The organism is Enterobacter sp. NFIX58 (genome assembly GCF_900110475.1).
GTDB classification, from domain to species: Bacteria; Pseudomonadota; Gammaproteobacteria; order Enterobacterales; family Enterobacteriaceae; genus Enterobacter; species Enterobacter quasiroggenkampii.
The window spans coordinates 489,019-501,727 of record NZ_FODW01000002.1 but is presented as its reverse complement, the minus strand read 5'-3'; the positions used below and the strand labels follow the sequence as shown (position 1 = coordinate 501,727).

The window sequence follows — 12,709 nt, the reverse complement described above, 5'->3', positions numbered from 1 at the left end:
AAGTATATCGATCTTCGGCGGGGCAATGCGATTAACCACGCTTAAAAATCATTGTAGATATAGTTAAAATATAAATACGGGTTATTGTAAGTGGATGAATTTCAAGAAGTGTAAATTATAATGCCGGATGCATTGTTTAGTGTTATTACGCACAGTAATGTTCAATAAAAAACTTGATTTTTTTATATGGAAGGAGGCGGGGCGTATATTCCGTAAAAAGTTATTCCTTTAACAAATAATAGGCGCCTCCGTTTCAGGAGGCGCCCGTCACGTCAGCCAATGCCTGCGGCCTGAAGTAAGACCAGACTTAGCCCCATCACCGACATCCCGCACAGGACGCCATAGCTTGGGTTGTTGTTTGGATCGATCTCTTTCGCCAGCGGCATCAGCTCGTCTACCGACAGCGCAACCATAATCCCCGCAACCGCGGCCATAATGGCAGCCATGACGACCGGCGAAACCAGGCTACCGAGGATGAGCCAGGCCAGCACGCCGCCGAGAATTTCCGCCATGCCGGAGATCCCGGCCCAGAAGATTGCTGTGCGCTTTGAGCCCGTAGCGGCATAGACCGGACCGGCCACCGCGAGTCCTTCAGGAATATTGTGCAACGCCACCGCCAGGGCGATGCCGAGGCCCATTTCCAGGTTGCTGCTGGCGGTGACATACGTCGCCACGCCTTCCGGAAAGTTGTGCAGGCTTATGCCGAGCGTCAGCAAAATGGCGGTGCGCTTAATGTTGCGCGGCGCGGGCGCTACGTTTTTTTGCATTAAGTCCTGAGGGTGCGCGTGGGGCAACATGCGGTCGAGCGCGAAGTATCCCAGCAGGCCAACGACAAACATGCCGTAGCCCAGCAGCGGAGACATGCCTTCCGTGCCCAGCGCTGCAGGGAGCATCTCCATCAGGGAGATGAGCAGCATGATCCCGGCAGCAAAGCCCAGCGAGAAGGCCAGCACGCGGTTTGATGGCTTTTGACCAAGCACGCCGAGGATCGCGCCGATGAACGTCGCGGCGCCCGCCAGTATGGTCAGGATCAGAGGGACTGACATGCATTGCTCCTTATGATAATGATTCTCATTAATATAAATGATTCATTTCTGGCAAAGCGAGGGGCCAACCCCGGCTTTACACATTCCTTACATTCAAATTTCCTGATGATGATCTTCACGCTTATCTGCGTTCATCTTTGCCGGATTGCGCGTAATGTAGCACCATTAAATTGACACCTTCTGTAAGGATATCATCATGACTTCTTCCCGTATGCCAGCCCTGTTTTTAGGCCACGGCAGCCCAATGAACGTTCTGGAAGACAACGTCTATACCCGCGCATGGCGTAGCCTGGGCGAGACGCTGCCGCGTCCAAAAGCGATTGTGGTGGTATCCGCGCACTGGTTCACCCGCGGCACAGGCGTGACCGCCATGGAAGCGCCAAAGACCATTCATGATTTTGGCGGCTTCCCGCAGGCGCTGTATGACACGCACTATCCGGCCCCCGGCTCGCCTGAGCTGGCACAAAGGCTGGTGGAACTGCTGGCGCCTGTTCCTGTTGCGCTGGATAAAGAAGCCTGGGGTTTTGACCACGGCTCGTGGGGCGTGTTGATTAAAATGTATCCTGATGCGGATATCCCGATGGTGCAACTGAGCATCGACAGCACCAAACCGGCCGCCTGGCATCTGGAGATGGGCCGTAAGCTGGCAACGCTTCGTGATGAAGGCATCATGCTGGTGGCAAGCGGCAACGTGGTGCACAACCTGCGTACGGCGCGCTGGCACGGTGAGAATACGCCTTACCCGTGGGCGACCGCTTTTAACGACTACGTTAAAGCGAACCTGACCTGGCAGGGTCCGGCTGAGGCACATCCGCTGGTGAACTATCTGGATCATGAGGGCGGTTCGCTCTCTAACCCGACGCCGGAGCATTTCCTGCCGCTGCTGTACGTGCTTGGCGCGTGGGATGGCCAGGAGCCGGTGACGATCCCGGTCGACGGGATTGAGATGGGAAGCCTGAGTATGCTGTCGGTGCAGGTGGGGTGAAAATATGCCGGGTGGCGGCTTCGCCTTACCCGGCCTACAGGTCGAGCGTAGGCCCGGTAAGCGCAGCGCCACCGGGCAAGTCTTACTCCACAAAAATATGCGGATAGAACCGTGACAGATCCTGCGTGATCAGCGCGCGATCTTCGCGAATGCCAATTCCGGCAGGCAGATCGTTGATGAGCCAGCTGCCAATCAGCGTATAGCTGTCGCCAAACTTCGGCAGTGGATAGAACTCCTGGACGATCATCCCTTCTTCGCCGTACGGCCCTTCAACCGCTTCCAGCGTTTTACCGTTTTCGATAATCGACACGTTCGCGCCTTCGCGGGAGAAGATCGGCTTAACGACGTATTTCTCCATCTGCGGGTAATTATCTTCCGCAAAGTACGCTGGCAGCAGGTTCGGGTGATTCGGGAACATCTCCCACAGCATCGGCAGCAGGGCCTTGTTGGAGATAATGCTTTTCCAGGCCGGTTCCAGCCAGCGTACGCCCGCGTCTTCCAGCTTGGTGGAGAACATCTCGCGCAGCATGTACTCCCACGCGTAGAGCTTGAACAGGTTGCTGATCACCTGATCCTGCATGTCCGTGAACTGACCTTTTTCACCCAGGCCGATATCCTCGATATAGAGGAACTCGGTCGCCACCTCCGCTTCGGCGGCGCAATCCTGCAGATACTGAACCGTGCCACGGTCTTCTTCCGTGTCGCGGCAGCAGGCGAGATGCAGCAGGTTAAAGCCAAACTGCTCGCGTAGCTCGGCGAAGCGCTCGATCAGCTTCTCCTGCAGGCTGTTGAACTGGTCGCTGCCTTCCGGCAGGTTGCCAGCATTGGCCTGGTCTTCCAGCCAGATCCACTGGAAGAACGCCGCTTCGTACAGGGATGTTGGGGTATCGGCGTTGTTTTCCAGCAGCTTAGGCTCGCCTTTGCCGTCCCACGCCAGATCCAGGCGAGAGTAAAGCGAAGGTTGATTCGTTTTCCACGACTGGCGGACAAAGCTCCAGGTGTGCTTTGGAATGCGGAACTTGGCCATCAGCTCGTCGCTGTCGATGACTTTTTCCACCACCTTGAGGCACATCTGGTGCAGCTCGGCCGTTACCTCTTCCAGCTTCTCAACCTGGGCCAGCGTGAGCTTGTAGTAAGCGTCTTCACACCAGTACGGCTCGCCGTACATGGTGTGGAAGTTAAAGCCGTACTCGGTGGCTTTTTCGCGCCAGTCCGGACGCTCGGTAATACTGACTCGTTCCATGATCAGCCGCCCATTGAGCGAGTAGAAGAGGAGCCTGTCGCGCTGCGCTGCATGCTGGTCTGTTTCGCCACAGACTCACCGAACCCGCCGCGGGTGATGGTGCTGGTGGTCGCAGGCTTCGGCGCCATCGCCGTTTTCGGTACCGTCACGGTGCGGCCAGGGGTGGCTGCGCCGTAGCCTTTGCCGCTGGCATCGGTATATTGACCGTAAGCCGGGCTGGCCGGGTTTTTCGAGCTAAACAGCGGCTGCTGCTGGTAGCCTGCACCGCCGCCCATCAGACGACCCATCATGTAACCGGCCATCAGCGGCATCCAGAAGCTGCCGCTGGACTGCGCCTGCGCCTGATTTTCTGGTGCAGTGCCGGCCTGAGCCGGTGCCTGCTGGCATTGACCTTCGCCAAACTCCGCTACGCAGTCTTCGCGTGAGGCATATTTCGGCGCGGTGCGTTCCGCTTCTTTCAGCGCGCTGGTGTAGGCCGTTTTACATTCGGCCGCTTTACCGGTGGCAGCAGAGCAGTCGTCCGCGTTTTGATACAGCGAAACCGTTTCATCGTTTTTTTCACAGCCTGCCAGCATAAAGACAGCGGTAACCGCCAGCGCAACAGGGGTGAGGTGACGTGCGTTCCAGCTCTTGCGGAACGACGCGTGATTGATCGTTTTTGTCCGTTTCATATTTGTCTTCCAGGACCCAGTGGCAATAACGCTCAGGATAGAGGATGAGTGGTTGAAAATGAAGCGAAGAGGGGCGGAATCAGGGGGATCTTTACGTTGGCTTACGTTCGGATGTGATTTTGCGCCGGGTGGCGCTGCGCTTACCCGGCCTACGATTCAGTAGGCCCGATAAGCGAAGCGCCATCGGGCAATGCTTAGTTACGGAACGGATTATTGCTCTTGCTGGCAGGCGCGGTAGTGCGCGCGGCAGCAGGCTGTGCAGCAGGGGTCGTGCCGTTAGCGTTGAAGTTATCAACCGCGGCAACCTGCTCCGGGTTCTCCGGCGCAACGCTGTCAGGAGAGGTGGAGACCGGCTTGCCCAGTGCGCTGTTCAGCATCTGCAGGTCTTGCTCGTTCAGCGTACCCAGAGCCTGCTTAATGTTCAGCTGGTTAATCAGGTACTGATAACGCGCGCTGGAGAGCTGCTGTTTCGCGTTGTACAGCGTGGTGGTCGCGTCGAGCACGTCAACGATAGTACGGGTACCGACCGAGTAACCGGCTTCCATCGCGTCCAGGGAGCTCTGTGCCGACACAACGGCCTGTTTGTAGGCGTTGATGCTGCTGATTGAGGCGTTCACGTTGTTGAAGGATGAACGTACGGTCTGCACCACGTTGCGGTGAGCGCTTTCCAGCTGCTCGCTCGCGCCAACAAAGTTGTACTGCGCCTGTTTCACCTGGGAGTTGACCTGACCGCCCTGATACAGCGGCAGGGAGAAGCTCAGCCCCACCTTGTTCTGGCCCATATTGCTGTCGTCATACTGGGCAGAGTTGGTCTTAGAGCCGCTGTAAGTGGTGTCAGAGATGCCGGTAGAAGCGCTCAGGCTCAGGGTTGGCAGATGGCCGTCCTGCGCCTGACGAATTTGCTCGCGGGCCAGGTCCTGGCTCAGACGCGCCTGCAGCAACGTCAGGTTGCGGTTTTCCGCCTCTTTCAGCAGGGCGTTAACGGCCTGCGGCTTATCCGTTTTGAAGCTGTCGACGTTCAGGGAGGCCAGCTCAGGATAGTAATTCCCGGTAACCTGACGCAGGGATTCCAGCGCGTTGTCGAGGTTGTTACGCGCGGTCACTTCGTTGGCCAGCACGGTGTCGTACTGTGAACGGGCGTTCTGCACATCGGTGATCGCCACCAGACCCACGTTGAAGCGCTGGGTGGTTTGATCTAACTGACGGTAAATGGCCTGTTTCTGCGCTTCGGTGTAGGAGAGCGCGTCAATGGCGCTCAGCACGTTGAAGTACGCCGTGGCCGTGTTCAGGATCAGCGTCTGCTGGTCGGTCTGATAGGTCACATCCTGGATGCCTGCGCTTTTTTCCTGCAGGGTCAGGGCACGCCATTTGGACATATCAAACAGCGTCTGTGTTAATTGCAGTGAGGCGCTGGTAGCATTGGAGTTTACGCCGTTAGCGTCGCGGAAACCGTTGCTGTAGGTATAATCTGCACCTAACCCTAACTGTGGCAGCAAGGGGCTACGCGCTTCGTTAATCTTTTCAAACGCAGCATCACGATCGGCCGCTGATTTACGTAAATCAGGGTTGCCCAGACGTGCCTGCTGGTAGACCTGTAACAGGTTTTCCGCCTGGCTCATTGCACTGAAGCCCGTCAGGCTCAGGCCGATAAGGATGGGGAGCAATTTCTTCATTTGCATTCCTTGTTGTGAAGCAGTATTAGCGCTGATCTAATTAAAAAATAATTGCCGATTCTAACAGAATCATCCACACCAAAAGGTTGGCGTTACGTGCCATCTGGCGGTAATTTGCACCAATCTACCATATAGCCTTACAAACGGCAGCCAAACAGCCTTGAAATTCACAATTTCATCACCATTGCTACCAGGACTCGACTCATGCAAAAACCAGATAAGTTGCCCGTGACTTTCGCCAAAAACGATGTAGAAATTATTGCACGAGAAACGCTTTATAGCGGTTTTTTTTCAATGGATCTTTACCGTTTCAGGCATCGCCTGTTTAACGGGGAAATGAGCGGCGAAATCAGACGCGAAATTTTTGAGCGCGGGCATGCGGCAGTCTTGCTACCCTTTGACCCAGTGCGCGACGAAGTTGTGCTGGTGGAGCAGATCCGCATCGCCGCTTATGACGTCAGTGAGAGCCCGTGGCTGCTGGAGATGGTGGCCGGGATGATCGAAGAAGGCGAGTCGGTTGAGGACGTCGCCCGGCGCGAGGCGCTGGAAGAGGCGGGGCTGGTGGTCGGCCGCACAAAGCCGGTGCTGAGCTATCTGGCAAGCCCGGGAGGCACCAGCGAACGCTTATCCATAATGGTGGGCGAAGTGGACGCCACGACCGCAGAAGGCATTCACGGTCTGGCTGATGAAAACGAAGATATTCGGGTTCATGTGGTAAGCCGGGAACAGGCTTACCAGTGGGTAGAAGAGGGGAAAATCGACAACGCAGCGTCTGTCATCGCCCTGCAATGGCTGCAGCTGCATTATCAGACATTACGAAACGAGTGGAAAAAATGAAGCGCTATACGCCTGACTTCCCAGAAATGATGCGCCTGTGCGAAACCAATTTCGCACAATTGCGCCGCCTGCTGCCGAGAAACGACGCACCCGGCGAAACGGTAAGCTATCAGGTGAGCAACGCGCAGTATCGATTAACGATAACAGAATCAACGCGCTACACTACGCTGGTGGAGATTGAGCAAACGGCTCCCAGCATTAGCTACTGGAGCCTGCCGTCGATGACGGTACGCCTCTATCACGACGCGATGGTCGCTGAAGTGTGTTCAAGCCAGCAGATCTTTCGCTTCAAGGCGCGGTATGATTACCCGAATAAAAAGTTGCATCAACGCGACGAAAAGCATCAAATTAACCAGTTTTTAGCCGACTGGCTAAGATATTGTTTAGCACATGGAGCAATGGCGATTCCGGTTTGTTAGCGTCATAAACCTACCTAAGGACACCATTTGGAAAGCCTGTTGAACCTGACTGTTGCTGGTGGGGCGCCAGTCAGGATATTACAAATCACCGATACCCACCTTTTTGCCGAAAAGCATGAAACGCTGCTGGGGGTGAACACCTGGGAGAGTTATCAGGCGGTACTGAGCGCCATTCACGCTGAAAACCGTGCATGCGATCTGATTGTCGCAACGGGCGATCTGGCGCAGGACCAATCTTCCGCGGCCTACCAGCATTTTGCTGAAGGCATCGCGAGCTTTAGCGTGCCCTGCGTCTGGCTACCAGGCAACCACGATTTCCAGCCCGCCATGTACAGTTCTCTTCAGGATGCGGGGATTTCTCCGGCGAAATGTGTTTTTGCGGGTGACCAGTGGCAGATCCTACTGTTGGACAGCCAGGTGTTTGGCGTCCCGCACGGTGAGTTAAGCGAGTTTCAGCTCGACTGGCTGGAGACCAAACTGGCTGCTGAACCTGAACGTCACACGCTGCTGTTGCTTCATCATCATCCTCTGCCGGCGGGCTGCAGCTGGCTCGATCAGCACAGTCTGCGCAACTCCGCGGCGCTGGATCGCGTGCTGGCGAAGTTCCCGCGGGTGAAAAATCTGCTGTGCGGGCATATTCACCAGGAGCAGGATCTCGACTGGAACGGGCGCCGCATGCTGGCGACGCCGTCTACCTGCGTTCAGTTTAAGCCGCACTGCGCCAACTTTACGCTGGATACGATTGCGCCAGGCTGGCGCTGGCTGGAACTGCATGCCGACGGCACGCTGACCACGGAAGTCTGCCGTTTGACCGGCGCACAATTCCGCCCGGACACCGCTTCAGAAGGCTATTGATGTCTACGCTCCTTTATCTGCACGGATTCAACAGCTCGCCGCGCTCCGCAAAAGCGACACAGTTTCGCCAGTGGCTGAGCGAGCACCACCCCGACGTTGAGATGATTATCCCTCAGCTGCCGCCTTACCCGGCAGAAGCCGCGGAGATGCTGGAATCCATTGTGCTTGCGCACGGCGGCGAAACCTTCGGTGTGGTCGGTTCATCGCTGGGCGGGTATTACGCCACCTGGCTCTCGCAATGCTTTATGCTGCCCGCCGTGGTGGTTAATCCGGCGGTACGGCCATTTGAGCTGCTGCGGGACTTTCTTGGCGAAAACGAGAACCCCTACACCGGCCAGCAATATGTGCTAGAGTCACGCCATATTTACGATCTCAAAGTTATGCAGGTCGACCCGCTCGAGGCGCCGGATCTCATCTGGCTGCTGCAGCAGACGGGAGATGAAGTGCTGGATTACCGCCAGGCAGTGGCGTATTACGCCTCCTGCCGCCAGACTATAGAAGAGGGCGGAAACCATGCTTTCACGGGCTTTGAGAATCATTTCACCCAGATTGTCGATTTTCTTGGACTGCACAGCCACTGACAATCAATGCGAATTGCTAGTTTAAATCATGACGCAAACCTATAACGCTGATGCCATTGAGGTCCTCACCGGGCTTGAGCCGGTTCGCCGCCGCCCGGGGATGTACACCGATACGACGCGCCCAAACCATCTGGGCCAGGAAGTTATTGATAACAGTGTGGACGAAGCGCTGGCGGGCCATGCCAAACGCGTTGACGTCATCCTGCACGCCGATCAGTCGCTGGAAGTCATTGACGACGGGCGCGGCATGCCGGTGGATATCCACCCGGAAGAGGGCGTCCCGGCCGTTGAGCTGATTCTCTGTCGTCTGCATGCGGGCGGTAAGTTCTCCAACAAAAACTACCAGTTCTCCGGCGGCCTGCACGGCGTGGGGATTTCCGTCGTCAACGCCCTGTCCAAACGCGTGGAAGTGAACGTCCGTCGCGATGGTCAGGTGTACAACATCGCGTTTGAAAACGGCGAGAAGGTGCAGGATCTGCAGGTTGTCGGGACGTGCGGCAAACGCAACACCGGCACCAGCGTTCACTTCTGGCCTGACGAGAGTTTCTTCGACAGCCCGCGCTTTTCCGTTTCCCGCCTGACGCACCTGCTGAAAGCCAAAGCGGTGCTGTGTCCGGGCGTGGAAATTACCTTTAAGGATAACGTCAACAACACCGAGCAGACCTGGCGCTACGAAGATGGCCTTAATGACTATCTGTGCGAAGCGGTAAACGGCCTGCCGACGCTGCCGGAAAAACCGTTCGTCGGCAATTTCACCGGCGACACCGAAGCGGTGGACTGGGCGCTGCTGTGGCTGCCGGAAGGCGGCGAGCTGCTGACCGAAAGCTACGTTAACCTGATCCCCACCATGCTCGGCGGTACCCACGTCAACGGCCTGCGTCAGGGACTGCTGGATGCGATGCGCGAATTCTGCGAATACCGCAATATCCTGCCGCGCGGCGTGAAGCTGTCGGCGGAAGATATCTGGGACCGCTGCGCTTATGTGCTCTCCGTGAAGATGCAGGATCCGCAGTTTGCCGGTCAGACCAAAGAACGCCTGTCGTCACGCCAGTGCGCGGCGTTCGTTTCCGGCGTGGTGAAAGATGCGTTTACCCTGTGGCTGAACCAGAACGTTCAGGCGGCAGAAATGCTGGCTGAAATGGCGATTTCCAGCGCCCAGCGTCGTCTGCGTGCTGCGAAGAAAGTGGTGCGTAAAAAGCTGACCAGCGGCCCTGCGCTGCCGGGCAAGCTGGCAGACTGTACCGCGCAGGATCTCAACCGTACCGAACTGTTCCTCGTGGAAGGGGACTCGGCGGGCGGGTCGGCCAAGCAGGCGCGCGATCGTGAATATCAGGCGATCATGCCGCTCAAGGGTAAGATCCTGAACACCTGGGAGGTCTCGTCTGATGAAGTGCTGGCCTCGCAGGAAGTCCACGATATCTCGGTCGCGATCGGCATCGATCCGGACAGCGACGATCTGAGCCAGCTGCGCTACGGCAAGATCTGTATCCTCGCGGATGCGGACTCCGATGGTCTGCACATCGCCACGCTGCTGTGCGCGCTGTTTGTGAAGCACTTCCGCACGCTGGTGAAAAACGGTCACGTCTACGTGGCGCTGCCGCCGCTGTACCGTATCGACCTCGGCAAAGAGGTGTACTACGCGCTGACGGAAGAAGAGAAAGCGGGCGTGCTGGAACAGCTGAAGCGTAAGAAGGGTAAGCCTAACGTGCAGCGCTTTAAAGGGCTGGGCGAGATGAACCCGATGCAGCTGCGCGAAACGACGCTGGATCCGAACACGCGCCGTCTGGTGCAGCTGACGATCAGCGACGAAGACGAACAGCAGACCAACGCTATGATGGATATGCTCCTTGCCAAGAAACGTTCGGAAGACCGTCGTAACTGGCTGCAGGAGAAAGGCGATATGGCGGATATTGAGGCCTGATGCTGAAAAAGCCCTGCGATGCAGGGCTTTTTTTTGCCCGGTGGCGCTGCGCTTACCGGGCCTACGATCGATCCCCTCGCCCCTTTGGGGAGAGGGTTAGGGTGAGGGGAACACCCCGCACTGACATCAAAACTCCATCTTCACCGTAAACTGCACTTCGCGCGGGTCGCCAATCTGGTTGCCCAGGTTGTTGGTCGCAATGGACGACGTGTAGTAGGTCTTATCAAACAGGTTCTTCACGTTCACCTGCAGCGTCACCGGATACTGCAGCTTCATTTTATACGCTGCAAATACATCCGCCACAAAATAGCCCGGCAGATAGTAATCCGCACCGTTGGTTGCGGAACGACGGCTCACGCCGTGCCCGCCGCCGCCCAGCGTCAGGGTATTCCCGGCAAACGCATTATGAATGTCGTAGGTCAGGAACAGGGAGCCGGTGTGGCGCGGCACGTTCGGCAACGGTTTGCCCGCGTAGTCCGGGTCTTCCAGCACCTTCGCGTCGGTATACCCGTAGCTGGCGATGATATTGGTGTTCTCGGTCAGCGATCCGGCAAGATCCACCTCCACGCCCTGGGAGCGCACGCGGCCCGCGGTTTTGGCGATGGTTTCACCCCCCACGCTTTCGTTGTACAGCACGTTGCGTTTGTGAATATCAAACAGCGCGATATTGGCCGTAACGCCGTCGAACAGGTCGAACTTCGCGCCCACTTCGTAGGCATTCGACGTTTCCGGCGGCAGGTCGCCGATGTAGCTCGCAATGGACGACTGCGGCATAAACGTCTGCGAGTAGTTGGCAAACAGCGAGACGGATGGCGTGAGCTTGTAAACCAGCCCCAGCTTTGGCGTCCACTGTTCGTCGCGGCTGTCGGTGTTGACGTTGAACGGACGACCTTTGCCCGCGTACTGGGTGTAATACTGATAGCGCATCCCGGCGACGGCGATCCACTTATCGGTCAGGTACAGGGCATCCTGCGCGTACGCAGAGTAGCTTTCCTGCTTGAGCGTCTGGTCGCTGTCGGACGCCGACACGGTGGTGCATTTGCCGAGATTGCCATACGTCGGGTGATAGATATTGAAATCCTTGACGTTTTTACAGCGCATCATGTCCGTGCGCAACAGATCGTAATTCTCATACGACACGCCGGTCAGGATCTCATTGTAAAAGCCCGCAATATCCACATTCCCCTGCAGATCCGCGCGGGTGCTGTGCATGCGTTGGGTCGAGCCCTGGGTCGCATCCACACGGCGGGTCAGGTTGCCGGTTTTTGCATCGTAGGCCATGACGCGGGCCTGGTTATCGCTGTATTTGTCCTGGCTGTAGCTGTAGTCGAACTTCGCGGTCCACTGGCTATTAAGACGGTATTCCGCGTTGAGCTGAGCGAGGTCGGACTGGCCGTCGGTGATGTTAAACGGTTCGTCAAAGCGGGTTTTGCGATCGACATCAACGGCCTTTTTGGTGTTGAGATCGAAGATCGTACCGCGATCGAACGGCGTCTTATAGTCGCGATGCGAATAGAGCACGGTCACGGTGGCATCGTCGCCGAACCAGGTGAGGGATGGGGCGATAAAGGTGCTGCGTTCGTTGCCAAAATTACGCCAGTAATCTTCGTCCTGATACTCACCCGTGAGGCGATACGCCAGGCGCGTGCCGTCGATCGGGCCGGTCACATCGACCTGTCCGGTGCCGCCGCCAAAGCTGGAAGAGGTGGCGGAAAGGGAACCGCCGAAGGTCTTCTCCGGGCGTTTGGTGACGACGTTAATCAGGCCGCCCGGATCGAGAATGCCGTACAGCGTGGAGGCCGGGCCTTTCAGCACCTCCACGCGCTCGGTGGCGGCGTTAAAGCTGCGCGGCAGGACGGTGCGCAGGCCGTTGGTCATGATTGACCCGTCGCGGTTCGCGCCAAACCCGCGGCGCACAAAGGCATCCTGCGTACCGCCCAGGGTATTGGTCTGCACCACGTTGCTGACGTTATAGAGCGCTTCATCCAGCGTGGTGGCGTGCTGATCCTCCAGCACGTTATCGCTGACGGTATTGACCACCTGCGGGATATCCAGCATCGGCATGTTGGTCAGCGTTGCGGTGGAGGTGTTCAGCGGCTGGTAGCCGTTGGTGGCTTCCGCCGAAGTATTTGGATCGGCGGTGACGGTAAGCGTTTCGCCGTCTTTAGCCGCGGTGGTGTCTGCTGCCTGCACCAGCGGCGCCATAAACAGCAGTGAAAAGAGCGCGCGCCCTTTTATCCCTGAGAGTGAAGGTGTGAACGTAGCCATTACATCTGTTATCCCGAAATATCCCGCGAATGCGTTCGCGGCAAACTGTGTGAGTCATTGCCCTTTACGGTCTGTCCGTTAGCCGGAAATGGCATCGGACATGTAATTGAGAATCATTCAATCATGAGGGAATGTAGTAGTAAATGAAAAAAAGAAAAAATCGACTACAGCAGTTAACCGCGTACGTAAGCGCAGCGGGTTAATATTTAA

General features: G+C 57.0%; 11 protein-coding genes. 6 read left to right on the top strand and 5 right to left on the bottom strand.

All coding sequences use genetic code 11. The features are described 5' to 3' along the window. Nucleotides 1-272 precede the first annotated feature (272 nt). The gene (gene zupT / locus BMW97_RS12000) at nucleotides 273-1,046 is read right to left on the bottom strand and encodes a zinc transporter ZupT (protein WP_045909982.1); all 774 of its coding nucleotides are present in this window, start codon (nucleotides 1,044-1,046) and stop codon (nucleotides 273-275) included. Between the two features lie 196 nt (nucleotides 1,047-1,242). On the opposite strand from zupT, the gene ygiD reads away from it, so the two are divergent. Next, nucleotides 1,243-2,031, top strand: coding sequence for a 4,5-DOPA-extradiol-dioxygenase (ygiD, locus tag BMW97_RS11995; protein WP_032653440.1), 789 nt, complete (start codon nucleotides 1,243-1,245; stop codon nucleotides 2,029-2,031). 82 nt (nucleotides 2,032-2,113) lie between these two features. Here the strand turns inward: ygiD and BMW97_RS11990 are convergent, their stop codons facing one another. From BMW97_RS11990 to tolC, 3 genes are all read right to left on the bottom strand, one after another. Continuing rightward, nucleotides 2,114-3,274, bottom strand: coding sequence for a glutathionylspermidine synthase family protein (locus tag BMW97_RS11990; protein ID WP_090392874.1), 1,161 nt, complete (start codon nucleotides 3,272-3,274; stop codon nucleotides 2,114-2,116). A 2-nt stretch (nucleotides 3,275-3,276) separates the two neighbouring features. Further along, entirely contained in the window at nucleotides 3,277-3,945 is a 669-nt protein-coding gene (locus BMW97_RS11985; RefSeq protein WP_045909980.1) for a DUF1190 family protein, read from the bottom strand. Between the two features lie 194 nt (nucleotides 3,946-4,139). Next, nucleotides 4,140-5,618, bottom strand: coding sequence for an outer membrane channel protein TolC (gene tolC / locus BMW97_RS11980; protein ID WP_045909979.1), 1,479 nt, complete (start codon nucleotides 5,616-5,618; stop codon nucleotides 4,140-4,142). Between the two features lie 204 nt (nucleotides 5,619-5,822). On the opposite strand from tolC, the gene nudF reads away from it, so the two are divergent. The 5 genes from nudF to parE are packed head-to-tail and all read left to right on the top strand — an operon-like array spanning nucleotide 5,823 to nucleotide 10,231. After that, nucleotides 5,823-6,455 carry an ADP-ribose diphosphatase gene (gene nudF, locus BMW97_RS11975; RefSeq protein ID WP_024906492.1) on the top strand — a complete coding sequence of 211 codons (633 nt, stop codon included), beginning with the start codon at nucleotides 5,823-5,825 and terminating at the stop codon, nucleotides 6,453-6,455. Continuing rightward, nucleotides 6,452-6,874 (top strand): DUF1249 family protein, encoded by a 423-nt coding sequence (locus tag BMW97_RS11970; RefSeq protein WP_003862516.1) that lies wholly within the window; start codon nucleotides 6,452-6,454, stop codon nucleotides 6,872-6,874. Before nudF ends, BMW97_RS11970 begins: the two co-directional genes overlap by 4 nt. A 27-nt stretch (nucleotides 6,875-6,901) precedes the next feature. After that, the gene (gene cpdA, locus BMW97_RS11965; RefSeq protein ID WP_045909978.1) at nucleotides 6,902-7,729 is read left to right on the top strand and encodes a 3',5'-cyclic-AMP phosphodiesterase; all 828 of its coding nucleotides are present in this window, start codon (nucleotides 6,902-6,904) and stop codon (nucleotides 7,727-7,729) included. Then, a complete protein-coding gene (yqiA, locus tag BMW97_RS11960; protein ID WP_008502976.1) occupies nucleotides 7,729-8,310 on the top strand; it encodes an esterase YqiA in 582 nt (193 codons plus the stop codon). The genes cpdA and yqiA overlap by 1 nt, the downstream gene beginning before the upstream one ends. A gap of 28 nt (nucleotides 8,311-8,338) precedes the next feature. Beyond that, on the top strand, nucleotides 8,339-10,231 hold the full coding sequence (gene parE, locus BMW97_RS11955; protein ID WP_014833290.1) for a DNA topoisomerase IV subunit B: 1,893 nt from the start codon (nucleotides 8,339-8,341) through the stop codon (nucleotides 10,229-10,231). Nucleotides 10,232-10,357: 126 nt separating this feature from the next. Here the strand turns inward: parE and BMW97_RS11950 are convergent, their stop codons facing one another. Next, nucleotides 10,358-12,499 (bottom strand): TonB-dependent siderophore receptor, encoded by a 2,142-nt coding sequence (locus tag BMW97_RS11950; RefSeq protein WP_045909977.1) that lies wholly within the window; start codon nucleotides 12,497-12,499, stop codon nucleotides 10,358-10,360. Nucleotides 12,500-12,709 lie beyond the last annotated feature (210 nt).

Coding starts and splice junctions, on each gene's coding strand:
- parE (WP_014833290.1), top strand. CDS start 8,339: ATGACGCAAACCTATAACGCTGATGCCATTGAGGTCCTCACCGGGCTT.
- tolC (WP_045909979.1), bottom strand. CDS start 5,618: ATGAAGAAATTGCTCCCCATCCTTATCGGCCTGAGCCTGACGGGCTTC.
- zupT (WP_045909982.1), bottom strand. CDS start 1,046: ATGTCAGTCCCTCTGATCCTGACCATACTGGCGGGCGCCGCGACGTTC.
- BMW97_RS11990 (WP_090392874.1), bottom strand. CDS start 3,274: ATGGAACGAGTCAGTATTACCGAGCGTCCGGACTGGCGCGAAAAAGCC.
- ygiD (WP_032653440.1), top strand. CDS start 1,243: ATGACTTCTTCCCGTATGCCAGCCCTGTTTTTAGGCCACGGCAGCCCA.
- nudF (WP_024906492.1), top strand. CDS start 5,823: ATGCAAAAACCAGATAAGTTGCCCGTGACTTTCGCCAAAAACGATGTA.
- BMW97_RS11985 (WP_045909980.1), bottom strand. CDS start 3,945: ATGAAACGGACAAAAACGATCAATCACGCGTCGTTCCGCAAGAGCTGG.
- yqiA (WP_008502976.1), top strand. CDS start 7,729: ATGTCTACGCTCCTTTATCTGCACGGATTCAACAGCTCGCCGCGCTCC.
- BMW97_RS11970 (WP_003862516.1), top strand. CDS start 6,452: ATGAAGCGCTATACGCCTGACTTCCCAGAAATGATGCGCCTGTGCGAA.
- BMW97_RS11950 (WP_045909977.1), bottom strand. CDS start 12,499: ATGGCTACGTTCACACCTTCACTCTCAGGGATAAAAGGGCGCGCGCTC.